We start from the raw sequence: 23,214 nt of genomic DNA, 5'->3' as shown, positions 1-23,214 counted from the left end.
ACGCCCGGAGGGGGCGTCCCGCCGACCGGGGGGATTTTACCGCTCGGCGCTACGGCCTATGTATGATCCTCTCGGACACCGACATCCTCGCTCGACTCCGCGAGGGTGACCTCGTGATCGACCCGCTGGACGACGTCGACCAGCAGGTCCAACCCGCCAGCGTCGACCTCCGACTGGGCTCGGAGTTCCTCGAGTTCCAGCGGACGAACATCCCCTGTATCCACCCCACTCACGAGGGGGAAGTCAGCGACTACATCGCCGAGACGGTCGTCCCGGACGGCGAGGAGTTCATCCTCCACCCCGGCGACTTCGTCCTCGGGACGACCCGGGAGCGCATCGAGATGCCTTCCGACCTCGTCGCCAACGTCGAGGGGCGCTCCTCGCTCGGCCGCCTCGCTGTCGTCGTCCACGCCACCGCGGGCTTCGTCGACCCCGGCTACCGCGGCCAGGTGACCCTCGAACTGTCGAACCTCGGGACCGCACCCGTCGCGCTCACGCCCGGCATGCGCGTCTCCCAACTCGTCTTCACCGAACTCTCCTCGCCGGCCGACCGGCCCTACGGCAGCGACCGCGGCTCGAAGTACCAGGACCAGCGTGGCCCCCAGGCCTCTCGCATCGGGGACGACCCCGAGTTCGAGTCATGAAGTTCGTCGAGGAGGTAGTCGTCGAGGAGTTCCTCCCGACCGTCCGCTCGATGCTCGCGGCGGATCTCCGGGACCGAGGGTTCACCCAGCGCGAGGTGGCCGAGGCGCTCGGCATCTCCCAGTCGGCCGTCTCGAAGTACGCCCACGGCGAGGTGGCGACGAGCGACGCCATCAGCGCCGACGAGCGGGTCCGTGACCTCGTCGAACGGGTCGGCGCCGGGCTGGCGACCGGCGACATGAGTCGCGTCCAGGCGCTCGTCGAGGTCGAAGTGCTGATCCGCCAACTCGAGGACGGCGACCTCCTGGCCGAGCGCCACCGCGAGGCCATGCCCGAACTCCGCGAACACGGCGGCGACTTCGACGTCCACGACCCCGAGAGCACCGTACGGACGACCGAGGAGGTCCGGTCGTCGGTGCGGCGGGGACTCCGGATCCTTCGGAACACCTCGGGCTTTGCCGGCTTCGTGCCGAACGTCGGCTCGAACTTGGTGGAGTGTCTGCCCGACGCCGCGGACGTGGAGGACGTGGCGGCGGTCCCCGGCCGCATCTTCGACGTCCGCGGCACCGCGACGGTGCCCTCTGACCCCGAGTTCGGCGTCAGCGAACACGTCGCCTCGGTGTTGCTGTCGGCACGCGCCGCCGGCGCCGCCGTCCGGGGCGCCCTCAACCTCCGCTACGATCCCGCCCTGATCGAGGGCCTGCACGCGGCCGGGTATCCGACCGTCGAGTTCGACGTCGAAGACGATCGATCTGGGGACGACACACACGACGACGAGGCGGCCCGGCCGGGCGTCGTCGAGGCCGTCCGCGAGGCCGACCCCGACGCGCCCTTCGTCCTCTACCAGACCGGCGGCTTCGGCATCGAGCCGATCACCTACGTCCTCGGGGCCGACGCCCCCACGGTGGCCCGGATCGTCCGGGACCACTGCCAGGAATGACGACGCCCGACCCCGACCGCGCGGCGGCCGCCCAGACCTTCTACTCCCGGTGGGCCGGCGTCTACGACCGCCTCGCGCGCCGGGCGCCCGGGATCCGTCGCCTCCGCCGGGCCGCCGTCGCGCGGCTCGACCTCTCCCCCGGCGACACCGTCGTCGACGTCGGCTGCGGGACGGGGGCGAACCTGTTGCTCCTCCGCGACCGGGTCGGTCCCGAGGGCACAGTCGTCGGCGTCGACTTCGCGCCCGGTGCGGTGCGACGGGCCCGGGCCCTCGTCGCCCGCGAGGGGTGGACGAACGTGGCCGTCTGCCGGGGCGACGCCACGCGCCTCCCGCTCGACGGCGCCGACGCCGTCCTCGCGACGTTCCTCGTGGGGATGCTCCCCGACCCCGCGGCGACGGTCGACGGGTGGCTCGACGGTCTCGACCCCTCGCGGATCGCGCTCCTGGATCTCGCTCGGAGCCACCGGCTCCCCGGACGCCCGCTGAACCCGCTGTTCGGCGTCGTCGTCGCCACGACGGCGCCGCCGGGCACCCGCGACCACCACGACGACCCGCCCGCGCGGGTCCTCGACCGCCGGGTCGCGGGCGCACACCGGACGCTCCTCGAACGCTGCCCCTCGACCTCCCACGGGACGCGGATGGGCGGGTTCGCCTACCTGAGCGCCGGCGGGCGGTGACTACCCGTACCGGGCCGCGTGTCGCTCGCAGAGGGGTGGATCGCGTAGCTGTGCCCGCACGACCCCCGGCTGGCGGTGGGCGTCGTGGAGGCGACACCGCTCGTCGTCACAGAAGGCCGTCCCCGTCTCCAGGAGGTCGACCGCAGCGAGGGCGTACCCCTTCAGCGCCTCGGTCGTCCGCGGGTCGTCGGCGACGAGGAAGTCGCCCTCGATTTCGGCCTCCAGCACCTCGCGGGGCGGCGCGTCGCCCGTCATCAGGGCGTGTTTGCTCTTCGCCTCGTAGTAGGCCTCGGGCTTGGCCGGCGCCTCGTAGAGGCCCGGGACAGAGAGCAGGGCGGGCTGGCCGAGGACGGCCACCCGCTTGTGCCAGCGGCCGTCGTGGTCGCCCCAGGTGCCGATCACGCGGTCGAGGAGGGGGAGATGCAGGTGATCCAGCCCCCGCTCCCCGGGGAGGCGAGCGTTCAGCGCCCGCTGGACCGCCAGCCCGTCGTAGACGACGCCCCCGGCCCGCTCCGGATCGTCGAGCGCTCGCTCCTCGTACCGGACGATGCCGAGCATCGTGTTGCCCGTCGCCCGCTCGTAGGGGTCGGTGACGCGGGCGGCCGCCAGTTCCTCGGGGAGGTCGTCGTCCGCAGCAGTCGACAGCAGCCGGTCGCGCACCCGCACCTCGGCGTCGATCCGGTCGCGGAGCCAGTCCGCGATGGCGTCGGCGTCCGCGGGCGTCGTCGGGGCGCGATAGAGCGTGACGGTGTCGACCATCGGGACGCCCGATCAGTCGTCGGCGGGCGCCCGCGACGTGAGTTCGACGTCCGGCGCGTCGACGCCGAGTTCGTCGATGGCGGCCTGGGCGGCGCGCTTCCCCGAGACGAGCATGGCGCCGAAGGTCGGGCCCATGCGCGGCAGGCCGTAGGTGGTGGCGACGGCCATCCCCGTCGCGATCAGGCCGTCGTGGACCAAGCCCGTGTGTTCGACGACCGCGTCCTCGCTCTCGCCGACCCACATCGAGTCGTGGCCCGGCGAGTCGTGGCCCGGCGCCCCGTAGGAGTCGTCGCCGGTCTGGTCCATGCCCGTGTTGTGCTCCTTGGCGTGCTGGATGCCCGGCGCGTCGAGGACGCCGCGCTCGTCGAGTTTGGAGATGGCGACGGCGTCGTGGCCCGTCGCGTCGATGACCAGGTCCGCCTCGACGGCGATGGGGTCGACGCAGGTGATCTCCCGGGGCAGCGCGTGAACCGGCGTCCAGTTCATGACGATGCCGCCGACGCGGTGATCCTCGCGGATCACGATGTCGGTGAACTCCGTCATGTTCTGCATCTTGGCGCCGGCGTCACACGCGGCCTTGATCAGTCCCGAACACGCCTCGGGCCCGTTGGCGACGTACAGCCCCTCGGTGTCCTGGGCGGGCTTGTAATCCACGTCGAGGTCCTCTAGGACGTCCTGGGCCGGGTCCCGGACGGTCACCTTGTTCATCAGGAAGCCGCCGAGCCAGAACCCGCCGCCGAGGTAGTTGTTCTTCTCGACGACCATCGTCTTCACGCCCCGCTCGGAGAGCTCCTTCGCCGCCATCAGCCCCGAGGGACCGCCGCCGACGATCAGGACGTCGGAGTCCGAGAAGTCCATGAACTCCTCGGTCCACTCCTGACCGATCGCCCGGGTTACGTCCGCCTCGCCGACCTGACTGAACTGCTCGTACGAAGACATACCACTCAGTAGTATCATCGGGTGGTGGTTATACTTTGCGACCGCGCCGAACCGCCCAACCCTTTTCGCGGTCGACGCCCTATCCCGGTCGATGACCGCTACGGTGATGCCACGATGAGTGGCCTCGTGGACGGCGAGTGGGTCGGCACCGACTACGCCACCGACGACGGCGAGTTCCAGCGCCAGACGACGACGTTCCGCGACCGGATCGGTCCGGACGAGGCCTTCCCGGTCGAGGCCGGACGCTACCATCTCTACATCTGCCGGGCGTGTCCCTGGGCACACCGGGCCGCCATGACCCGCGCGCTCAAGGGACTGGACGACGCCATCTCCCTGTCGCTGGTCCAGCCCGAGCGCTACGACCAGGGCTGGGAGTTCTCCGAGGCCCAACCCGACCCGTTGTACGACGAGGAGTACCTCCGGGATATCTACGTCCGCGCCGACCCGAACTACACGGGACGGGTGACCGTGCCCGTCCTCTGGGACCGGGAGCGGGAGACCATCGTCAACAACGAGTCCGCGGAGATCATGCGGATGTTAGACGTCGCGGGCGACGAGCTGGCGACCCGGGACGTGGACCTCTACCCCGAGGGCTACCGCGACGAGGTCGACCGCCTGATCGAGGACGTCTACGACCCGATCAACAACGGCGTCTACCGCGCCGGCTTCGCCGACTCGCAGGCGGCCTACGACCGCGCCGTCGACGAACTGTTCGACGCGCTCGATCGGTACGACGACCTGCTGGCGGACCAGCGCTACCTCGCCGGCGACCGACTCACGGAGGCCGACCTCGCGATGTTCGCGACGCTCGTGCGCTTCGATCACGTCTACCACACTCACTTCAAGTGTAACCGCCGGGCCATCCACGAGTACGACAACCTCTGGGGCTACACGAAGGACCTCTACACCACGCCCGGCATCGAGCGCACCGTCAACGTGGACCACATCGTCCGGCACTACTACGTCAGCCACGGTGACGTGAACCCCAAACGACTGGTGCCGACGGGCCCCGACATCGACTTCACCGAGGGACACGACCGGGACCGGTTGCCCGGCGGCCCGCCCGCGGCGTTGCAGTAGCCCTCAGATCACCGCCACCACGCCCGCGCTCAGCGCCAGCGTGACGAGTAGTCGGCCGACACTCCCCGCGAACGTCGCGGCGGCGAAGCGGACGTAATCCTCCTCCAGCACCGCGAAGGCGTAGATGGAGAGCGTGTCGGGGAAGAAAGGCACCGAGAGCGCGAGCGCGAGGCCGGCGTAGCCCCAGCGGCGGGCGATTTCCACCGTGCGTCGCTCCGACCACGCGATCACGTCGAACCGGGAGCGCCGGAGCCAGCGGATCAGCGGTCCGGACTCCTTGGCCTCCTGGCCGAGGTGGAAGGCGAAGACGCTGCCCGCGGCCTTGCCGAGCGCCGAGACGAGGATGATCAGCGCCAGTCGTAGCTCGGTCGGCAGGCCCAGATCGAGGGGTGCGAGCAGGACGACTTCGCTGACTCCCGGGAGCGCGAAGGCGATGAGAAACGAGTAGACGAAGATGATGACGAGTCCGCCCCATCCGGTCGCCGAGCGGACCAACCGCGACAGCCACTCGAACCCGAGGAGGTCGACCGAGAGCAGGGGGACGAACGGGTCCACACCTCACCCTCGGAGGGGGCCGACGTAAGTCTTTCAGGTTCGACCGCGGGTCGTTACGGAAGTGTGAGGAGAAAGCCCCGCCCTTCAGGACGGGGATGAATCCGACAGTTGATGACACAATCCACCGACGATAGCACGGCCTGATATTCCAACAGATGCTTAAAATAACACATCTGATTACGGTTGTAAGGTCACGGTGACTGTCACCGCGAAGTTCCACAATCCATCCCTCTCACGGCGCAAAGAGTGGCAACACGCCACTCGACTCTACCGTGACACCAAGCAATTCTGTATCGACGGATGGGAGAACGGCGACTTCGGCAAATCCGTGACCACGGCCAGCATCGACAACGACCTCTACTCGGCAATCCAGAACCAAGCCATCCGGGAGGCAAAATCCGACCATAATAAGGACGGAGCGGTTCGCTACCGAGAGAGTCAGCCGTTCGCCATCAACAACCAGAACTGGGAACTCGATACGACCGAGAACGGCACGGTCGTCGTTGGCTTCCCGTGCGTCTCCCAATGGTGGTACGCCCCGATAGAGGTGTACGACGACATTGCCAATCCAGTAGATCGACTGGTCGAAGGTGACGCCGACAAGACTCGTCTACAGGTCTACCGTCGCGGAGACGACTGGTATTGTACGTTCAATATCGAGTACGACGCCGATACGTCGGGCGAGACGCCCATCGGTGTCGATTTGGTGAACGACACATCCTCGCCGTGACTGCCTACGGCGAAGGTGAGTCGATGCTGGTATCGGGTGGTGAGGCGAAGTACGTTCGACGCAAATATCGTTCCCTACGCGATTCGCTATCAGAAGCGGGTGCGCTTCGCGCACGTTACCGTGTGGGTGACAAAGAACAGCGTCGAATCAAGCACTTGAACCACAAACTCTCCCGTCGTCTTCTCACGTTCGCGGAACAGTTCGAGAATCCCGTCATTCGGATGGAAGACCTCGAAGGCATCCGTGAGAACAGTTCGTGGTCGGGTGTCCACTCGTGGCATTTCCACCAACTCCAGCAGTTCATCACGTACAAAGCTGAACGCGCTGGTATTCGTGTCGAGAAGATCGATGCGTACCACACCAGTCAGGAGTGTTCGGCGTGTGGTTCGCTGGGAACCCGTGATGGTGACCACTTTTGGTGTTCGGAGTGTGGCCGTGGACGACACGCCGACCTGAACGCTTCGGAGAATATCGCACAACGGGAGGGTGAACCATGCACGGCGTAGCAGTTCGGCTGACGCGAACCGTGCTACCTCGCTGGTTGAATAGCCAGTCGTCGTCATCGGGCTACGCCCGATTGCCCGTGGAACTACGTTCCACGCCGTTGACGCCCGCAGATTGCGGGGAGGAAGGCCCAATTGACAGAGCTATACGCGCTGAAAAGCACGTCCTTGGTCACAACTGGACGGTGACCGTTGACGGGTCACGCGAAAGCGTACTTGAACCCCGAGGAAACGCGCAACCTGAATATCCCCTTCGGGGAATCCTCGCCCTTTAGGGCGGGGAGGATGTCAACGCACCGCGTCGAGGATCATGCGCTCTTCGACCGTATCGACCGTCTCCAGGACGTCGCCGACGGCGTCGATGTTGGCGCTGATCGAGGTGATCCCCTTGCGGACGAGGAACTCGACCATGTCGGGATGGGAGCCGGCCTGTCCACAGATGCTCGTGTCGACGTCCGCCGCCCGGCAGACGTCGATGGTGTCGCCGATCAGTTCGAGCACCGCGGGATGGAGTTCGTCGAACCGGTCCGAGACGTGCTCGTTGTTGCGGTCGACCGCGAGCGTGTACTGTGTGAGGTCGTTCGTCCCGAACGAGACGAAGTCGACGCCCTCGTCGACGATGTCGTCGGCGCCGATGGCGCTAGCGGGCGTCTCGATCATCACACCCCACTCGCGTTTGTCGGGGTCGATGCCGACCGCCTCCATGTGGGCCCGGGCGCTGGCCACGTCCTCACCGTCGTTGACGAGGGGGAACATGATCTCCAGGTTCTCGTAGCCCATCTCGTAGAGGCGCTTGAACGCCTCCAGTTCGTGTTCGAACACCTCGGGGCGGTCGAGGCTGCGCCGGATGCCCCGGTAGCCGAGCATCGGGTTGTGTTCGTGGGGTTCCTCGTCGCCGCCCTCGAGCTGTCGGAACTCGTCGGTCGGGGCGTCGAGGGTGCGAACCCGGACGGGCCGGGGGTAGAACGCCTCGGCCACCTGTCGGATACCGTCCGTGAGCTCCGAGACGTAGGCCTCCGAACCCTCGTCCTCGATGTACCGCTCCGGCGTCTTCCCGAGCGAGAGGACGAGGTGTTCGATCCGCAGGAGCCCGACGCCGTCGGCACCGGTCGCCGCCGCCCGCTCGGCCGCGTCGGGGATGGAGACGTTCACCTTCACCTCGGTGGCGGTCACGGGGTTGGGCGTCGCCGCCGCAGGCGCCGAGTCGTCGTCGGTCCCGGGGTTGGCGGCCGGCACGTCCGCCTCCGCCGTCCCCGAGAGACGTCCCTCGTGAACCGTCCCCATCTCGCCGTCGACGGTGACGACCTGGCCGTCCTCGAGGACCCGCGTCGCGCTCCCCGAGCCGACGACCGCCGGGACGCCGAGTTCGCGGGAGACGATGGCCGCGTGGGAGGTCATCCCGCCTTCGTCGGTGACGATGGCGGCCGCCCGCTTCATCGCGGGGACCATGTCGGGCATCGTCATCTCGGTGACGATGACGTCGCCCTGACTCACCTGATCCAGGTGATCGAGTTTCGTGACGACCCGGACGGGGCCGCTGACGGTGCCCGGACTGGCGCCGAGTCCGGAGAGCAGGTGGTCGCCGTCCCCCTCGTCGTCTTCGTCCTCCTCGGCCGCCTCGCCCTCGTCGATGGTCGTGATCGGACGGGACTGGAGCATGTACACCTCGCCGTCGACGACCGCCCACTCGACGTCCTGTGGCTCGCCGTAGTGGTCCTCGACCGTCTCGCCGAGTTCGACCAGCCGCTCGATTTCGGGCTGGGTGAGCACGCGCTGGTCCCGCTTGTCCTCGGGCACGTCGCGTTCGACCGTCTCGCCGGTCGCCTCGTCTTTGACGTGCATCACCTTCTTCGTGGCGACCGTCGCCGTCTCGACTTCGCTCGTCGTCCGGTCGACGACGTAGTTGTCGGGGGAGACGGCGCCGGAGACGACCGCCTCGCCCAGCCCCCACGCCGCCTCGATGATGATCCGCGGATCGCCCGTCGAGGGGTGGCTGGTGAACATCACGCCGCTCTTCTCGGCGTCGACCATCTGCTGGACGACCACCGCGATGTCGACCTCGTCGTGGGGGAACCCCTGCTGGTTCCGGTAGTAGATGGCGCGCTGGGAGAACAGCGACGCCCAACACTCCTTGACGCGCTCGATGAGGTCCGCCTCGGTGACGTTGAGGAACGTCTCCTGTTGCCCGGCGAAGGAGGCGTCCGGAAGGTCCTCCGCCGTCGCCGACGAACGGACGGCGACGAACGCCTCGCCGTCACCGACCGTCCGGTAGGCGTCGAGGATCTCCTCGCGTACCGACTCGGGAACCTCCGTCTCCATGATGAGTTCGTGGGCGCGTTCGTGTGCCGCCGCGAGCGCCGACGAGTCCTCGCTGTCGACGTCGACTGCCCCGAACAGTTCCTCGTCGATACCGGCTTCCTCGATGAACGTCCGATAGGTGCCGGCCGTGACGACGAATCCCGGCGGCACGGGCAACCCAGCCTCGGTAAGTTCGCCGAGCGAAGCCGCCTTCCCACCGACCGTCCCCAGGTCGGTAGACCGCACGTCCTCCAGCCAAGCTACAGCCATTTCGTACGCACGAATCCCGCCAGTGGCGTAAAGAAGGTTTCGAACCGTGCAACTACGGCCGTCCGATCCGGACGGCTTAACTGCCGATTGAGCCACTCACAGCCCCGTTTTCGGCATTTCGGTTCGATCCGTCGATCCCGGGCGCGACTACGCCTCCAGGATGTCGTCGTCGTCGGTCGACGGAACCGCGAGCGACCCGTCGAGCGCCGTCACCGCACGCCCGCCCACGCGGACGTCCTCGTCGACCCGCACCCGGACCAGCCCCGGCCGGTCCACGAAGTGGCCCTGCTCGAAACGCATCTCGTCCGGCAGGTCGTCGAAGGCGTCGACGGCACGGAGGTAGGCCCCGCAGGCGCCGCTCGCGGTGCCCGTCACCGGGTCCTCCGGGACGCCGGCCCCCGGCGCGAACATCCGCGCGTGGAGCGTCGAGTCCGCGTCGAGCGTATCGAAGGTGAACGCGTAGACGCCCGTGGCGCCGTGATCGGCCGCGAGCGCGTCGAGCGCGTCCATGTCGGGGTCGGCGTTCCCGAGGTGTTCGAGGAAGTTCACCGGGACGGTCAGGAAGGGGAGGCCGGTCGAGGCGACGGCGGCGGGGAGGTCCGCCCCCACGTCGCGGAGTGCCGCCGGATCGATCCCGAGCGCCTCGCCCGCGCGGTCGTAATCCAGATCGACCGTCTCGACCGACGGGTCGTCCTGTGTCATCCAGGCGACGCCGTCGTCCGTCACCGCGACGTCGAGGACGCCGACGTTCGTCCGGAGCGACCCCTCGCCGGCGTCGAGGGCGCCCTCCTCGTGGAGGAAGGCGAGGGCCGCGACGGTCGCGTGTCCACAGAGGTCCACCTCCTGGGTCGGCGTGAAATAGCGGATCCGGCGGTCCGCGTCGTCCGCGTCGGGCGTGAGGAAGGCCGTCTCGCTCGCCCCGAGTTCACGGGCGACGGCCCGCATCCGGTCGTCGGTGAGCCCGTCGGCGTCGGGGACGAGTCCGGCCGCGTTGCCCGCGAGCGGTTCGGCGGCGAACGCGTCGATCAACAGGGTCCGGTACGTGTCCATGCCACGGACCTGCACCGCGGGCGACAAGACCCTGTTGCCCCACCGCGTCCCGTAAACCCTTACACCCCGGGCGTCGGAGTCGCCGCCATGAGCGACCTCCCGGACGAGTTCACCTGTACGATCACCAACTGGGAGTACATCTACGGCCTCTGCCGGGACGTGGCCGACGAAGTGCGGGCCGCGGAGTTCGACCCCGACGTGATCGTCGCGCTCGCCCGCGGCGGCTGGTTCGCGGGCCGGTGTTGCTGTGACTTCCTCGGCCTCGACGACCTCACCAGCCTGAAGATGGAACACTACGTCGGCACCGCGGCCAAGGGCGCCGACCCCGAGGTGCGCTACCCGATGCCCGAAGGGAGCGTCGAGGGCAAGGACGTCCTGATCGTCGACGACATCGCCGACACCGGCGAGTCGCTCCGCCACGCCCACGAGTACGTCGCCGGCCGCGACCCCGACGCGGTGCGGACCGCGACCCTCCAACTCCTCCACACCAGCGAGTTCGAACCCGACTTCGTCGGCGAACGCCTCGACGAGTGGGCCTGGATCGTCTACCCGTGGAACTTCATCGAGGACATGATCGACCTGATCGAGGGCGTCATGGAGCGAGCCGACGACGACAGCTTCGAGCGCGACGACATCCGGTCGTCCCTCGCCGACTACCACGACGTCCGGCGCATCGAGATGGAGATCGCCCAGCCCGACCGCCTCGACGAGGTGCTCGCGGAGATGGAGCGCCGCGGCGTCGTCGAGTCCGCGGGCGACGCCTGGCGACTCGCGTAACGTGTCCCGGACGACTCCGACGGCCCACCGCCGCCGGCACCGCCGACCGCATCGGGGGGAGGCCACGTGAGTTCGCTGCTCTCGATTTTCGCGACCGCGATCCTTCCGATCATCACCCTCGCGGGTGTGGGGGTACTCATCGGGCGCCTCCGCGATATCGACATCGGCCCGCTCAACACCATCACGGTGTACGTCTTCGTCCCCGCGCTCATCTTCCACAGCATCGCCACGGCGACCTTCGGGGGATCGACGCTCGCCCGCATCGGCGTCGCCACCGCGGCCTACCTGGTCACGATGGTCGTCCTCGCGGAGGTCGTTGGCCGCCTCACCGGCGAGTCCGAACCCGTCCTGAGCGCGCTCGTCCTCGTGAGTGCCTTCCCCAACTCCGGCAACTACGGCATCCCGCTCTCGGAGTTCGCGTTCGGCCCCGAGGGCCGCAGCACTGCCGTCATCTACCTGACCGTCCAGTCGGTCCTGCTCTACACCGGTGGCATCTACGTCGCCCAGCGGAGCGGCGGCACACGCGGGCTCGGCGGCATGAAGCGCGCGCTCAAGATCCCGCTCGTCTACGCCGTCGCCGCCGCCCTCCTCGCACGCTATCTCGGCGTCGTCCCCCCCGCCGGCAGCACCGCGATGGCGACGCTCGAACTCGTCGGCAACGCCTCCATTCCGATGATGCTCCTGATCCTCGGTATCCAACTCTCCGACACCGACTACGGTGCGGCGCTGTCGAGCGTCGGCAAGGCGACGGTCCTGAAGATGGGCGTCGCCCCCCTCGTCGGCGCCGGCATCGCGCTCCTGGTCGGCTTCCAGAACACCACCGTCGCGCGCACGTTCGTTCTCGAATGTGCGACGCCGGCCGCCATCACCCCCCTCCTCTTGGTCGTCGAGTTCGGCGGCGAATCCGCCGGCAACGGCCTCTCCGTCGCCGAGTACGTCAGCACGACCGTCCTCGTCACGACGCTCCTGAGCGTCCCGATCCTGACGGTGCTGATCGCGCTGCTCGAATCCGGACTGCTCGTCTGATAATCGGGCCGCGACGTTTAAGCCACCGGCCGTCCCACTCCGGACGAATGCGCGATAGAGACGGTCTCGACTGGTTGCTCGTCGCCGTCGTCACGGTCCTGACGGCGGTCCACATCCCCCCGTACCCGGTCGCCAAACGCGAGACGATCGAACTCGCCCACGAGACCGGCCTCGTCGCCCTCGCCGACCTGTTGCTCGACGTGCGTGTCGCGGTGTTCCTGCTCGCGGTCCTCGGACTGTTCATCGTCCTGGTCGTCACGGATACGCTCCCGGTGCGGGAGTAGAGCGACGCCCTCATACGGATTATTGTAACTGGTTGCCGGTGGTTCGCCGGACCGTCTCGGCGAACCACCGGTAATGACTTACAATAAACAGTATCAGTCCGCCACGGCTTCGTCGTCCAACGGCTCGAAACCGTGAGTCTCCGCCGTCCGTCTCGCCGGTCCCGAGACGCCCTCAGTCCGCCACGGCTTCGTCGTCCAACGGCTCGAAACCGTGAGTCTCCGCCGGGCGTCTCGCCGGTCCCGAGACCCTCAGTCCGCCACGGCTTCGTCGCCGACCGTCGGCGCCGACGGGTCCCGGATCCAGAGGTCGCCGAACAGGTCGTCCTGTCGGAGCTTGATCGCCCCCCGGTTGGCCAGAAAGAGCAGGGCGAGGAAGGTGTCGACCGGTGCCCCGCCGGTCTCGCGAACCTCCGCGAACAGCACCTCCGCGCGGCCGGCGTCGTAGTGGGTCCGCAGAGCGTCGCGCACCGACTCGATGGTCGTCTCGATGTCCTCGGTGTGGGTGTTGGCCGTCACGTCGCCCTCGGTCGGCTCACCCCCCTCGCGGAGGTCGTCGGCCGCCCGGTAGTCGAGGGTCTGCGTCCCGCGGTCGTACCCCCCCGGCGACGCCGAGGTGTCGTACGACCGTGACTCCTTCCACCACGAGTTCCGCTCCGCCTCGCGGAGTTCGCGCACGAGTTCGTCGAGCGTCTCCGGCGACCCCCGGGCGTGTTTCCGCTCCAGCCGCCGGTCGAGTTCGGTCTCCAGAGCGTCGATCGGATCCGGGCCGTCCAGCTCCGGATCGCCGCCCTCCATCGCCACTTCCCACGGCTCCGGTTCCGGCTCCGGGTCCGCCCCGTGACCGAGCAGGGCGTCGCTTTTCATCCGCAGGAGGACGCTCGCGTAGAACAGCGCCCGCCCCGACGTGCGCAGGTCCGTCCCGTCGAGGCGGTCGAGGAAGGCGTCGGTCGCGTCGACGATGTCGACGTCCCAGGGGTCGATCTCCCCCTCCTCGGCCAACTGGACGAGGAGTTCGACCGGCTCCACCTCGTCGTCGTCGGTGTCGGAGAGGGAGACGTCGTTGGGGAGGTGGTCCTCAGTCATCCGCGGTCACCTCCGGGTCGGCGTCGCCGTCGAGTTGGATGCCCGTGACCGCGCTCACGTTGTCGCCCTGCATGGTGACGCCGATGGCGCGCTCGGAGCGATCCAGCAGGGCCGAGCGGTGCGAGACGACGACGAACTGTGCCTCGCCGGCCAGATCGTCGACCATCTCGCCCACCCGCTCGGCGTTGGCGGCGTCGAGGAAGGCGTCCACCTCGTCCAGCGCGTAGAAGGGCGCCGGGTTGTGTCGCTGGATGGCGAAGATGAAGGCGAGCGCGGTCAGCGACTTCTCGCCGCCGCTCATCGCGTCCAAGCGTTGAATGGGCTTGTCGCCGGGCTGGGCCTTCATCGTCAGGCCGCCCTCGAAGGGGTCGTCCTCGTTCTCCAGGTGGAGTTCGCCCGTCCCCGCCGAGAGCCGCTCGAAGATGTCCTGGAAGTGGGCGTCGATGGCGTCGAACGCCTCCATGAACGTCTCCTTCTTTCTCGCTTCGTAGCCCTCGATGCGCTCCTCGATGGCGTCGCGCTCGTCGACGAGCGTGTCGCGACGTTCCCGCAGGTCGTCGAGTTCGGCTTCCACCTCGTCGTACTCGTCGATGGCGAGCATGTTCACGGGTTCGAGCGCCGCCATCTCCGCTTCCAAGCGTTCGACGGTTTCTTCCACCTCGTCGTGGTCCGGGATCTCCTCGGGGTCGTACGCCCCGACCTCGCTTTCGAGTTCGTCGATCTCCCAGTTCAGGCGCTCGACGTCGTCCTCGAGGTCGGCGAGCGTCGACTCGACGGCCGTCACCCGCTCGCGCGCCTCGTCGCGTTCCGTGCCCGCCTCCCGGAGGTCCCGCTGCAGGTCCCGGCGCTCGGCTTTCAGGTCCGCGAGTTCGTCCTCCAGTTCCTCGATGGCCGCGCGCTTCTCCTCGAGGGTCGCCTCGCGGTCCTCGATCTCCGCCTCCGCGTCCGCGATGGCGTCCTCGGCCTCGCTCTTGCGCGCTTTCGCCGTCTCGATGGTTGCTTCGAGCTCCTCGATGTCCTCCTCGGTGTACTCGATCTCCAGATCCGTCTGGTCGAGGCGGGCGTCGAGGTCGTCCATCCGCCCCTCCAGGTCCGCGATGTCGTCCTCGATTCCCTCCTTGCGCTCGGTGAGTTCGGGGACGCGGGAGTCGGCGAGTTCCGCTTCGAGGTCCGCGATTTCGGCCTCGACCGACTCGATCTCGTCGTCGAGGTGGTCGATGCGGTCCTCGTGATCGTTCATCCGCTCGTCGACCTCCTCGCGTTCGCTCCGGAGGTCGTCGAGTTCGGCCTCCAGTTCCTCGATCTCCGCCTCCGCCGCCGCGATGTCGCCCTCGACGTCCTCGATGTCGCTCTCGACCTCGTGGATCCGTTCGGTGGCGTCGGCCTTCCGGTCGCGGGCGTCGTCGAGGCGTGACTCCACGTCCCGGATCTCCTCGCGAAGCGCCCGGCGGTCGTCCTCCAGCGACTCGATCCCCTCGGCCAGCCGTTCGAGCTTTCCCTTCCCGCTTTTCGTGAAGGAGTACCGCGAGCCGCCGCCGGAGCCGCCGGTCATCGCGCCGCTTTTCTCGACGAGGTCGCCGTCGAGGGTCACCATCCGGTAGTCACCCATCAGGTCGCGGGCGGTGTCCATGTCCTCGACGACGAGCGTCGACCCGAGGACGTAGGAGAAGACGCCGGCGTAGCGGTCGTCGTAGTCGACGAGGTTCCGCGCGAAGTCGACGACGCCCGGATGGGCGGGCTTCGAGGGAAGTCCCCGCCGGTCCATCTCGGTGATCGGGAGGAAGGTCGCCCGTCCCGCCGACCGGGACTTGAGGTAGTCGATACAGGACGATCCGACGCCGTCGTCGTCGACGACGACGTTCGCCAGCCGCCCCCCGGCGGCCGTCTCGCAGGCGGTGGCGTACTCGGCACCGACGCTTCCCAGTTGGCCGACCGCGCCGTGGACGCCGTCGATGCCCGCGTTCAGGACCGTCGTCACCGACCGCGGCCAGGAGTCGTCGCCGTCGCGGCTCGCGCGCGCTTCGAGCTCCGCGTACTCGTTCTGTTTCGAGCGGAGGTCCTCCTCGATTCCGTCGAGTTCGTCCTGCAGGTCGGCCTTCTCCGTGCGTAGCTCCTCGATGGCCGACTCGATCTTCTCGCGGTTCTTCTCCGCGCGGTCGAGTTCGCCGTGCAGATCCGAGCGCTCGGCTTTCAGCTCCGGGAGCCGCTCGTGGACCGCCTCCAGCTCCGACTGGGCCTCGCTGATGCGGTTGGACCGGCGGCGAGCCTCGTCGAGGAGCCGATCCTTCTCCCGCTGGGCGTCGTTGCGCTCGGTCTTCAGCTCCTCCAGTTCCGCCTTGCGGTCGGCGAGTTCCTCCTTGAGTTCGTCGAACTCCGTGTCGACGCTCTCGATTTCGGCCTCGACCTCCGCGAGGGCCGCCTCCTGCTCCTCGATGTCGCCTTTCACCGACGCCTTCTCGACTTTGATCGACCGCTTCTCCGCCTCGAGGTCGTCGAGTTTCTCGGTCTTCCGATCGAGGGTGACGAAGGCCTCGCGGCGGTCCTGCTCCGCGTCCTCGATCTTCTCCTCCTGGTTCTCGATGGTGGCTTCGAGGCGACCGATCTCGCCTTTGATCTCCTCGATCTCGCCTTTGATCCGGAGCTGTTCGTCCTCGCCCTTGCGCTCGATCTCACGGGTGAGGTCGTCGAGTTCGGCCTCCAGCTTTTCGACCGTGGCCTCGCGCTCCTCGAGGGTGGCCCGTCGGTCCGCGAGCTCCTGTTCGGTCGCCTCGACCCGCTTCTCGGTGCGCTCCAGGGCGGTCCGCTTTTCCTCCAGTTCGGCCGCCTTCAGGTAGCCCTCGTACTCCGCTTTCTCCTCGCGGAGCGATTTGTATTCGAGAGCCGTCTCGCGTTCGTCCTCCAGCTGGTCGAGGCGGTCCTCCTTCTCCTCGATCCGGAGGTCCGCCTCGTCGATGCGCTCCTCGACGGTCTCCAGCTCCCCGAAGGCGTCCTCCTTTTTCGCGTCGAACTCGGCGACGCCCGCGATCTCGTCGACGATACCCCGACGCTGACCCGCCGACATGTTGATGATCTCGGTCACGTCGCCCTGCATGACGACGTTGTACCCCTCGGGTGTCACCCCCGCCTGGGCCAGCAGATCCCGGATGTCCGAGAGGTTGACCGACCGGCCGTTGAGGTAGTAGTAGGAGTAGTAGTTGTCCTCGGTCTCCTTGACCCGGCGCTTGACGGAAATCTCGTCGACGTCACCCACGTCCTCGGTGCCGGCGGCGTTGACCACCTGCGAGCGGTCGAGCGTCCCGTCGGCGTTGTCGAGGACGACCGTGACGCTCGCCTCGCGGGGACCCGACCGGTCCGTGTCGTCCTCGTGGCCGGGGTTGTAGATGAGGTCCGTGAGCTTCTCGGCCCGGATGCCCCGCGTTCGCGCGAGCCCCAGCGCGAAGAGCACCCCGTCGATGATGTTGCTCTTGCCGGAGCCGTTCGGGCCGGTAATGACGGTGAAGTCCTCGTAGAAGGGGATGCGCGTCTTCCGGCCGAAGCTCTTGAAGTCGTCGAGTACGAGCTCGGAGATGTGCATGGGGGTCGGCCCCGATCAGGCGACGATGATGTCGTTCCCGTCCGAATCGGAGCCGTCGTCGTCCGTCTCGGGGTCGGTCCCGGTTTCGGCGCCGGCGGCCCCGTCGTCGGCGTCGGCGGCGTCGGCCGGGTCGGCCGACGCGTCGGCGGGCTCGGAGTCGGGGCTCGGGCTGGATTCGGACTCCCGGCGCTCCGGGGCCCGCGTTCGCTCGACGCCCTCCTCGGCTTCGAGCTGTCGCAGCCGTTCCCGTGTCTCGACGAGTTCCTCGGTGAGACCGTCGACGGCGGCCTGCAGTTCCGCGACCTGCGATTCGAGCTCCTCCACCCTGTTGCTCATGCACCTACCAGGCGTCGCCGGACGTATAAATGTACGTCAGACATCCACACTGTCGACCGGACGCCGGGGGGCGGTCGAGCCGCGCGACCGTGCGGTTGCGTGACACGCCGAACCGCCGAGCCTTTGTAGTCGCAGGCGCGACGGTCGGATATGCGTCACGTCGGACTGAAACTGCGGATGGCGATCGTCGGATCGATCCTCTTTGCCTTCTACGGCATCGCCGCCGTCGTCCTGATGGGGATGTTCGGGACCGACGTGTTCCCGCTGGTAGTCGTCGGGAGCGTCGCCTTCGTCGGCGTCCAGTACAAGCTCGGGAAGTGGATGGCGCTCCGGAGCGTCGGCGCCGAGGACCTGCCCGAGGACCGCTACACCGAGATCCACCGCCGGGTCGAATCGCTCTCCCGCGATATGGGCATCGACAAGCCGCGGCTCATGATCGCCCGGATGGGCGTCCCCAACGCCTTCGCCGTCGGCCGGAAGGGCGCCGGGACCGTCGTCGTGAGCCAGGAGCTCCTGCGGACGCTCGAACCGGACGAAGTGGAGGGCGTCCTGGCCCACGAACTCGCCCACATCCGCAACCGCGACGTGGTGATGATGGTGCTCGGGCAGGGCGTCGCCTCCATCGTCGCCATCGTCGCCCAGTGGGCCGTCCTCCTGACCGGCGACAACGACCTCGCGGACTTCTTCCTCGCCATCGTCGTCGGCCAGCTCACGCAGATGTTGGTGATGGTGTTCGTCTTCGCCATCTCGCGGTACCGCGAGTACGTCGCCGACGCCGACGCGGCCCGCGAGGTCGGGAGCGGCGAACCGCTCGCCAGCGCCCTGGAGAAGATCAGCCGAAGCGCCGAGCGCCGGGAGGACGCCGGCGTCGACGACCAGGTGAACGCGCTGTGTATCTTCGGCGACGGCGGGGGACTGGCGAGCCTCCTCTCGACGCACCCGCCGGTCGAGAAGCGGATCGAACGTCTCCGATCGTAGATGGTAGACGTCCGGACGCTCCTGGCGGCGATCCTCGGCCTCCTGCTCGGCGCACTCTGTCTGGTCGCCCCCGGCGCCGTGATCCGGGTCCACACCGTCGGCCGTCGTCCCCACGACCGGGGCGGCGGCTACGGCACCGACGGGGACCCGTCCGACCGCTGGCTGTACCTGGTCCGGGCCGTCGGCGTCGGCCTCGTCCTCGGCGGCGGCTACTTCGGCTACGTCGCGGCCGTCTGACCGACGGCGCCACGTGTGATACTGTTTATCGTAAGTCACTACCGGTGGTTCACCGGAACAGTTCGGCGAACCACCGGTAAACAGTTACAATAAACCGTATGAGTCGATCGGCTCCCGCCGGGCGTCTCAGGAGTCCCCGTGGACCCGATCGAAGACGGGCCGCAGGGTGTCGACCGCCTCCTCGTCGTGGGCGCCCTCTGGAGGTGGAAGTGCGCCGCCGTGTCGGTCCGCTCGACGTGTGTCTCGAGCGTGTGGAGGAACTGGTACACCTCGTCGAGCGGCGCGTACTGCAACAGCACCGTCAGCGACTGGAAACAGAGGAGGGTCGGCCCGGCTGGCTGTCGCTCCAGCACCTCCGTCAGCGTGACCCCGACGTCGGTGAGGTTGCCGGGTGACGCGAGAGTCCGGACGCGGACGTCGGTGTCCGGCGACGCTGCGGCGTCGAGACGGTCGCGGGGGTCGCCGGCCACCCACGAGGTGGCGTCGTCGACGACGAACGTCGCGCGGTCGATGTCGGTGTCGGGCATGGCCTCCCAGTCGTCGAGCCACCGAACCGGCGACCCTGCGAGGGCGACGACGACGACGGCCGATGCTTCGGGAACCGGGGTGATGCGCGTACAGTGTCGCGGCTCGACCGTCGTCCGCGAGTCGGTCAGATGCAGGGTGATCGTGGAGGGCGATTCCGGCGGGATGGCATCACCTCGTCGGCGATAGCCGCCGCCGTCTGAAAACTACTGTGGCGGATGCCGGGCCGGGTGGCGGTTCGTCGGTCAGCGGCGGCGACCGACGACGCCCAGTCCGACGGCAAGCAGCGCGGCCACGGGGAGGATCGGAACGTCGAACGGCCCGACGACGGGGACCGGCAGCGAGACGGACGTGCCGAGGACGGACGGCACCGGTATCGTCACGCCGATAACGGGGACGGTCAGGCCGCTCGCGTTCGATCCGTCCGGGGTGGCCGTCGGCACCGGCGTCGCCGTCGATTCGGGCGGCGGGGAGGACGTGGTCGAGGGCCTCGGCGTCACCGTCGGCGTCGCCGTCGGTGTCTCGACGGTCAGCGTCCGGTCCAGCGTGGTGACGTGTTCGGTTCCCGAGGAGTCGATGACGCGGAGTCGAACCGTCGTGTGCCGGCTCTCGGGGGCGTCGAGGTGGCGCTCGAAGTCGAGGTCGGTCACGATGTCGCCGTCGTGGAGGGAGACGATGTCGACCACCTCGCCGGTGTCGGCGTCGACGGTTTCGAGGGTGGCGGAGACGATTTCGCCGTCGGTCGCCACCCCCCTGGCGACGACGGTGCTACCGTTGACGTACCGGGTCCCCCCGCGGTCGAGACGGAGTTCGGGAACGACGGTCCGCCTGACGGAGACGGTCCGTTCGACGGTGTTGCCCGCCGTGTCGGTCGCCCGTAGGACGACGCTGTTGACACCGGGGTGGAGCGTGACGTTCGACGCGAAGGTCGTCCGCTGGCGCGCGGGGTTCGGTTCGCCGACTCCCGGGTTGAGCAGGTACGTGGTGTCGTCGACGTTCGCGGGCGTGAGCGAGACGCTCCGGATCTGCCCGTTGTCCGTCGCACTCCCCCGCACCCGGAGGGTCTCCGGGGCCGTCCGGACCACCGACAGGTTCGACAGCGTCGGCGGCGCGGTGTCCTGGACCGTGATGGTCACCCGATGGACGCGGACGTGGTTGAGTTCGTCGTAGTAGCGCGCGGTCACGGTGTTGTCGCCCACCCCGAGGAATACCGACTGGGAGAACGACTCGTTCGGCGTTCGCGCCTCGTAGACGGCGCGGTCGGTCCGCGTGCCCGCGCCGGTGTCGTACTCGGTCGAGCGGTTGATGAGGAGGTGTGTGACCCCCGTCAGATCGCTGAAATTCCCCGCGAGCGTGACCCGCGACCGGTTCACCGTCACGCGCTCCGGCGGGGGCTCGTAGGTGTCCGTCTCGAACGGTGCTGTGTAGGCGACGTAGGGCCGTTGGGCGTCCTTGATCACCGTCACCTCGTGGGTCGTGACCTCCTCGGTCTTCACCACGACCGAGATATTGTGTTCGCCGCTCGCGAGGCCGAGGTGGAACGTCTCGTCGAGCGTGGAGCCGTTGGGCGTGTAGCGCCGCTCGGTGGTACCGTCGACGCGAACCGAGACGACGTCGATGGACCGATCCGCGTCCACGCTGACGCCGATGGGCGGGTCGTCGTTGACCACCGTCTCGTTGCCGTCGTCGACGGGCGAGCCGTCGACGGTGACGGTGATCGCCGGCGACGTCGCGCCGACGACGCCGGCGGCGGGGAGGAAGCCGACGACGCCGGCCGCGACGACCAGGGCGACGAGTGCGGAACGGCCGGGCGCGTCCATAGCAGTCACTCTGTCGAGCCGACGGCGCCCAGGGGTTTCAACGTGCCGCCCGCCTTCTCAGGGCTGAGAATCGGCGCCGCCGCTGGGTGTCGTGGTCACGCAAAAATCGTGGAGATCGGCGAGAAGTGACGTCCGTCGCCTTACAGGCGAACGACGTTGGTCGCGCGCGGACCCTTGGGGGAGTCCTCGATCTCGAATTCGAGTTCCTGTCCTTCTTCGAGGTCCGGACCGCCAACGTCCTCCATGTGGAAGAACACGTCGTCGTCCGCGTCCTCAGTCTCGATAAAGCCGTAACCGCCAGTGTCGTTGAAGAAATCGACCGTACCAGTTGCCATTGCATCCATACGGAGGCCCCCTCGACGCATAAGGCTTCCGTGAGTGGGTGACTCATGCCACGAGCGTAGCGATGGAACCGAAGGGTTGGTAACGGGGCGTGCCCAGGGATCCGACAGACCGTTGGCCCTCGAACCGTCGTCGGCCGTCGCGTACACGCTGCTGTTCGTCGTGGCGACCGCCGGCTGTGTCGCCGGCACCGTCCGCGCTCGACGGATCGAGGACGCCGAGACGCGCCGCGGGCTCGTGGTCCTGCTCGCCACGAGCGGGGCCTGGGCCGCCAGCCACGCGAGCCTGCTGGTCCTGCCCGGCCGCGGCCCGAAGACGGTGGTGTATCTGGTCGGACTCATCTTCGGGTTCAGCACCGTCTTCGCGTGGCTCTACTTCTGTTCGGCGTACACCGGCCGCACCTACCACCGACAGCGGGCGTACCGCCGCGCGGGGATCGCCCTCTATCTCGTCGTCGTCGCCGTGAAGGTCACCAACCCCATCCATCACCTCTATTTCACCACGGGCTTCGTCACGGAGCCGTTCCCGCATCTGGCGATCCAGCAGGGCCTCTTTCACTGGATCGTAACCGGCCTCTCGTATACGCTCGCGGCCGTCGGCATGTTCGCCCTGTTCGAGGCGTTCGTCGAAGCGGACTACGACACCCGATCGCTCGCAGTCCTGGTCGCGCTCGCGGGCGCACCGGTCGTGCTCGACATCCTCGGGTTCGCGTCGCCGCTGTTGATCGACATGATCCACGCGCCCCTCGGAGTGGCGGCCTTCGCGGTCGGCGTCCTGTTCGTCTTCGAGGACCGCTTTTTCGCGGTCCAGCTCACCGGCGGCGTCGAGGGGGCGACCGTCTTCCTCGACGACGACCGCCGCATCCGCGAGTTCAACGGGGCGGCCCGCCGGCTGTTTCCCGCCCTCGACGACGCGGCCGGCGAGCCCATCGAGTCGCTCCCGTCGGTGGCGGCGGCGCTGGACGACGACCGCGGCGTGGTCGACGTCGACGTCGACGGCGAGCGCCGACATTACGTGGTGAGCGAGAACGACTTCGACATCGGCCAAGGGTCGCTCTCGCGGATCGTCGTCTTCACCGACGTGACCCGGATCGAACGCCAGCGGCGCGAACTCGAACGCCACGACCGGCAACTCGAGGACCTCTCGACGGGGATGCGCCACGAACTCCGGAACGCGGTGACGATCATCCAGGGGAACGTCCGATGGGCCATCGACCGGCTCGAGGACGGATCCGTCGAGGACGCACGCGGCGCGCTCCGGACGGCCACCGACACGACCGACCGGACCACCCGCCTGATGAACGACTTCGCGACGCTCGCACAGTACGGGCAGACGATGGCCGATACCACCACCGTCGACGTCGCCGAGACGGCGCGGACAGCCTGGGCGGACGTCGAACACGAGGCCGCGTCGCTGACCGTCGAGGGGACCCCGTCGGTCGAGGCGGACCCGACGCGCTTCGAAGTGCTCCTCCAGCGGGCCTTCGAGTTCCTCGTCGACAACGGCGCGACGACGGTGACGGTCGCCCGCCACGACGGCGAGGTGACGATCACGGGCGACGGCGATCCGCCCGGCGACGATTCGGATCGGTACTTCGACTACGGCGACGCGGCGGCCCACGGCGCCGTCGGGACCGCCCTTCCCCTGGTGCGCACGCTCGCACAGGTCCACGGCTGGGGGGCGAGCATCGACGCGGACTACCGGGAGGGGATCCGGATCGTCCTGTCGATCGCGGACGTGTCGCCCGTGGACGAATGAGGTACGGTTTTGACGCTGGCCGTTCAGTTGA

Annotated in this window: 21 protein-coding genes and 1 pseudogene; 11 read left to right on the top strand and 11 right to left on the bottom strand. The window is 68.3% G+C overall.

The window, feature by feature from the left end; genetic code table 11:
* Positions 1–62 precede the first annotated feature (62 nt).
* From dcd to NO364_RS00610, 3 genes are read left to right on the top strand one after another with little or no spacing between them, the layout of a single operon-like run.
* A complete protein-coding gene (gene dcd / locus NO364_RS00620) occupies positions 63–644 on the top strand; it encodes a dCTP deaminase (protein WP_257628267.1) in 582 nt (193 codons plus the stop codon).
* The gene (locus NO364_RS00615; protein ID WP_257628266.1) at positions 641–1,582 is read left to right on the top strand and encodes a thiamine-phosphate synthase family protein; all 942 of its coding nucleotides are present in this window, start codon (positions 641–643) and stop codon (positions 1,580–1,582) included. Before dcd ends, NO364_RS00615 begins: the two co-directional genes overlap by 4 nt.
* Complete coding sequence (locus NO364_RS00610) at positions 1,579–2,259, top strand: class I SAM-dependent methyltransferase (RefSeq protein WP_257628265.1); 681 nt, start codon at positions 1,579–1,581, stop codon at positions 2,257–2,259. The genes NO364_RS00615 and NO364_RS00610 overlap by 4 nt, the downstream gene beginning before the upstream one ends.
* Here NO364_RS00610 and NO364_RS00605 read toward each other — a convergent pair whose 3' ends face one another.
* Together NO364_RS00605 and NO364_RS00600 are read right to left on the bottom strand one after the other, a co-directional pair.
* Positions 2,260–3,018, bottom strand: coding sequence for a DUF7001 family protein (locus NO364_RS00605; protein WP_257628264.1), 759 nt, complete (start codon positions 3,016–3,018; stop codon positions 2,260–2,262). It abuts the gene before it with no gap.
* Positions 3,019–3,030: 12 nt separating this feature from the next.
* Positions 3,031–3,957: a sulfide-dependent adenosine diphosphate thiazole synthase gene (locus NO364_RS00600; RefSeq protein ID WP_157689423.1), complete on the bottom strand. Its 927-nt coding sequence runs from the start codon at positions 3,955–3,957 to the stop codon at positions 3,031–3,033.
* 114 nt (positions 3,958–4,071) lie between these two features.
* On the opposite strand from NO364_RS00600, the gene NO364_RS00595 reads away from it, so the two are divergent.
* Positions 4,072–5,037, top strand: a complete 966-nt coding sequence (locus tag NO364_RS00595; RefSeq protein WP_257628263.1) for a glutathione S-transferase family protein — start codon at positions 4,072–4,074, stop codon at positions 5,035–5,037.
* A 3-nt stretch (positions 5,038–5,040) separates the two neighbouring features.
* Here NO364_RS00595 and NO364_RS00590 read toward each other — a convergent pair whose 3' ends face one another.
* On the bottom strand, positions 5,041–5,592 hold the full coding sequence (locus tag NO364_RS00590; RefSeq protein ID WP_199243775.1) for a YqaA family protein: 552 nt from the start codon (positions 5,590–5,592) through the stop codon (positions 5,041–5,043).
* Positions 5,593–5,788: 196 nt separating this feature from the next.
* Here NO364_RS00590 and NO364_RS00585 point away from each other — a divergent pair.
* Positions 5,789–6,828: pseudogene (locus NO364_RS00585) on the top strand (RNA-guided endonuclease TnpB family protein).
* Positions 6,829–7,113: 285 nt separating this feature from the next.
* Here the strand turns inward: NO364_RS00585 and ppsA are convergent.
* Both ppsA and NO364_RS00575 read right to left on the bottom strand, forming a co-directional pair.
* A complete protein-coding gene (gene ppsA, locus NO364_RS00580) occupies positions 7,114–9,393 on the bottom strand; it encodes a phosphoenolpyruvate synthase (RefSeq protein ID WP_157689425.1) in 2,280 nt (759 codons plus the stop codon).
* Between the two features lie 147 nt (positions 9,394–9,540).
* Positions 9,541–10,443, bottom strand: a complete 903-nt coding sequence (locus NO364_RS00575; protein WP_157689426.1) for a PhzF family phenazine biosynthesis protein — start codon at positions 10,441–10,443, stop codon at positions 9,541–9,543.
* An 87-nt stretch (positions 10,444–10,530) separates the two neighbouring features.
* Here NO364_RS00575 and NO364_RS00570 point away from each other — a divergent pair, with 87 nt between their 5' ends.
* From NO364_RS00570 to NO364_RS00560, 3 genes are all read left to right on the top strand, one after another.
* The gene (locus NO364_RS00570; RefSeq protein ID WP_257628262.1) at positions 10,531–11,220 is read left to right on the top strand and encodes a phosphoribosyltransferase; all 690 of its coding nucleotides are present in this window, start codon (positions 10,531–10,533) and stop codon (positions 11,218–11,220) included.
* A 66-nt stretch (positions 11,221–11,286) separates the two neighbouring features.
* Entirely contained in the window at positions 11,287–12,246 is a 960-nt protein-coding gene (locus NO364_RS00565; RefSeq protein ID WP_157689428.1) for an AEC family transporter, read from the top strand.
* Between the two features lie 47 nt (positions 12,247–12,293).
* Positions 12,294–12,530, top strand: coding sequence for a hypothetical protein (locus NO364_RS00560; protein WP_157689429.1), 237 nt, complete (start codon positions 12,294–12,296; stop codon positions 12,528–12,530).
* 249 nt (positions 12,531–12,779) lie between these two features.
* Here the strand turns inward: NO364_RS00560 and NO364_RS00555 are convergent, their stop codons facing one another.
* The 3 genes from NO364_RS00555 to NO364_RS00545 are packed head-to-tail and all read right to left on the bottom strand — an operon-like array spanning position 12,780 to position 17,523.
* Positions 12,780–13,613, bottom strand: a complete 834-nt coding sequence (locus NO364_RS00555) for a segregation and condensation protein A (protein ID WP_257628261.1) — start codon at positions 13,611–13,613, stop codon at positions 12,780–12,782.
* Positions 13,606–17,187: a chromosome segregation protein SMC gene (gene smc / locus NO364_RS00550; RefSeq protein WP_257628260.1), complete on the bottom strand. Its 3,582-nt coding sequence runs from the start codon at positions 17,185–17,187 to the stop codon at positions 13,606–13,608. The genes NO364_RS00555 and smc overlap by 8 nt, the downstream gene beginning before the upstream one ends.
* Before the next feature lie 15 nt (positions 17,188–17,202).
* On the bottom strand, positions 17,203–17,523 hold the full coding sequence (locus tag NO364_RS00545; RefSeq protein ID WP_157689432.1) for a DUF7518 family protein: 321 nt from the start codon (positions 17,521–17,523) through the stop codon (positions 17,203–17,205).
* Between the two features lie 150 nt (positions 17,524–17,673).
* Between NO364_RS00545 and NO364_RS00540 the strand changes: the two genes are divergently transcribed.
* The gene (locus NO364_RS00540) at positions 17,674–18,501 is read left to right on the top strand and encodes a M48 family metallopeptidase (RefSeq protein WP_157689433.1); all 828 of its coding nucleotides are present in this window, start codon (positions 17,674–17,676) and stop codon (positions 18,499–18,501) included.
* Positions 18,502–18,738 (top strand): DUF6199 family natural product biosynthesis protein, encoded by a 237-nt coding sequence (locus NO364_RS00535; RefSeq protein WP_157689434.1) that lies wholly within the window; start codon positions 18,502–18,504, stop codon positions 18,736–18,738.
* A gap of 38 nt (positions 18,739–18,776) precedes the next feature.
* On the opposite strand, the gene NO364_RS00530 is transcribed toward NO364_RS00535, so the two are convergent.
* The 3 genes from NO364_RS00530 to NO364_RS00520 form a co-directional block, all read right to left on the bottom strand.
* Positions 18,777–19,394 (bottom strand): DUF7504 family protein, encoded by a 618-nt coding sequence (locus NO364_RS00530; protein WP_425492013.1) that lies wholly within the window; start codon positions 19,392–19,394, stop codon positions 18,777–18,779.
* 114 nt (positions 19,395–19,508) lie between these two features.
* Entirely contained in the window at positions 19,509–21,092 is a 1,584-nt protein-coding gene (locus NO364_RS00525; protein WP_257628258.1) for a hypothetical protein, read from the bottom strand.
* Positions 21,093–21,223: 131 nt separating this feature from the next.
* Complete coding sequence (locus NO364_RS00520; RefSeq protein ID WP_049935367.1) at positions 21,224–21,418, bottom strand: cold-shock protein; 195 nt, start codon at positions 21,416–21,418, stop codon at positions 21,224–21,226.
* Positions 21,419–21,539: 121 nt separating this feature from the next.
* Here NO364_RS00520 and NO364_RS00515 point away from each other — a divergent pair, with 121 nt between their 5' ends.
* Positions 21,540–23,183 carry a sensor histidine kinase gene (locus NO364_RS00515; protein ID WP_257628257.1) on the top strand — a complete coding sequence of 548 codons (1,644 nt, stop codon included), beginning with the start codon at positions 21,540–21,542 and terminating at the stop codon, positions 23,181–23,183.
* Positions 23,184–23,214: the final 31 nt, after the last annotated feature.

It is taken from the genome of Haloplanus salinarum, assembly GCF_024498175.1.
In the GTDB taxonomy this organism is placed as follows: Archaea; Halobacteriota; Halobacteria; order Halobacteriales; family Haloferacaceae; genus Haloplanus; species Haloplanus salinarum.
This window is presented reverse-complemented; position numbering and strand designations above follow the sequence as displayed.

Coding starts and splice junctions, on each gene's coding strand:
- dcd (WP_257628267.1), top strand. CDS start 63: ATGATCCTCTCGGACACCGACATCCTCGCTCGACTCCGCGAGGGTGAC.
- NO364_RS00615 (WP_257628266.1), top strand. CDS start 641: ATGAAGTTCGTCGAGGAGGTAGTCGTCGAGGAGTTCCTCCCGACCGTC.
- NO364_RS00610 (WP_257628265.1), top strand. CDS start 1,579: ATGACGACGCCCGACCCCGACCGCGCGGCGGCCGCCCAGACCTTCTAC.
- NO364_RS00605 (WP_257628264.1), bottom strand. CDS start 3,018: ATGGTCGACACCGTCACGCTCTATCGCGCCCCGACGACGCCCGCGGAC.
- NO364_RS00600 (WP_157689423.1), bottom strand. CDS start 3,957: ATGTCTTCGTACGAGCAGTTCAGTCAGGTCGGCGAGGCGGACGTAACC.
- NO364_RS00595 (WP_257628263.1), top strand. CDS start 4,072: ATGAGTGGCCTCGTGGACGGCGAGTGGGTCGGCACCGACTACGCCACC.
- ppsA (WP_157689425.1), bottom strand. CDS start 9,393: ATGGCTGTAGCTTGGCTGGAGGACGTGCGGTCTACCGACCTGGGGACG.
- NO364_RS00575 (WP_157689426.1), bottom strand. CDS start 10,443: ATGGACACGTACCGGACCCTGTTGATCGACGCGTTCGCCGCCGAACCG.
- NO364_RS00570 (WP_257628262.1), top strand. CDS start 10,531: ATGAGCGACCTCCCGGACGAGTTCACCTGTACGATCACCAACTGGGAG.
- NO364_RS00560 (WP_157689429.1), top strand. CDS start 12,294: ATGCGCGATAGAGACGGTCTCGACTGGTTGCTCGTCGCCGTCGTCACG.
- NO364_RS00555 (WP_257628261.1), bottom strand. CDS start 13,613: ATGACTGAGGACCACCTCCCCAACGACGTCTCCCTCTCCGACACCGAC.
- smc (WP_257628260.1), bottom strand. CDS start 17,187: ATGCACATCTCCGAGCTCGTACTCGACGACTTCAAGAGCTTCGGCCGG.
- NO364_RS00545 (WP_157689432.1), bottom strand. CDS start 17,523: ATGAGCAACAGGGTGGAGGAGCTCGAATCGCAGGTCGCGGAACTGCAG.
- NO364_RS00540 (WP_157689433.1), top strand. CDS start 17,674: ATGCGTCACGTCGGACTGAAACTGCGGATGGCGATCGTCGGATCGATC.
- NO364_RS00535 (WP_157689434.1), top strand. CDS start 18,502: ATGGTAGACGTCCGGACGCTCCTGGCGGCGATCCTCGGCCTCCTGCTC.
- NO364_RS00520 (WP_049935367.1), bottom strand. CDS start 21,418: ATGGCAACTGGTACGGTCGATTTCTTCAACGACACTGGCGGTTACGGC.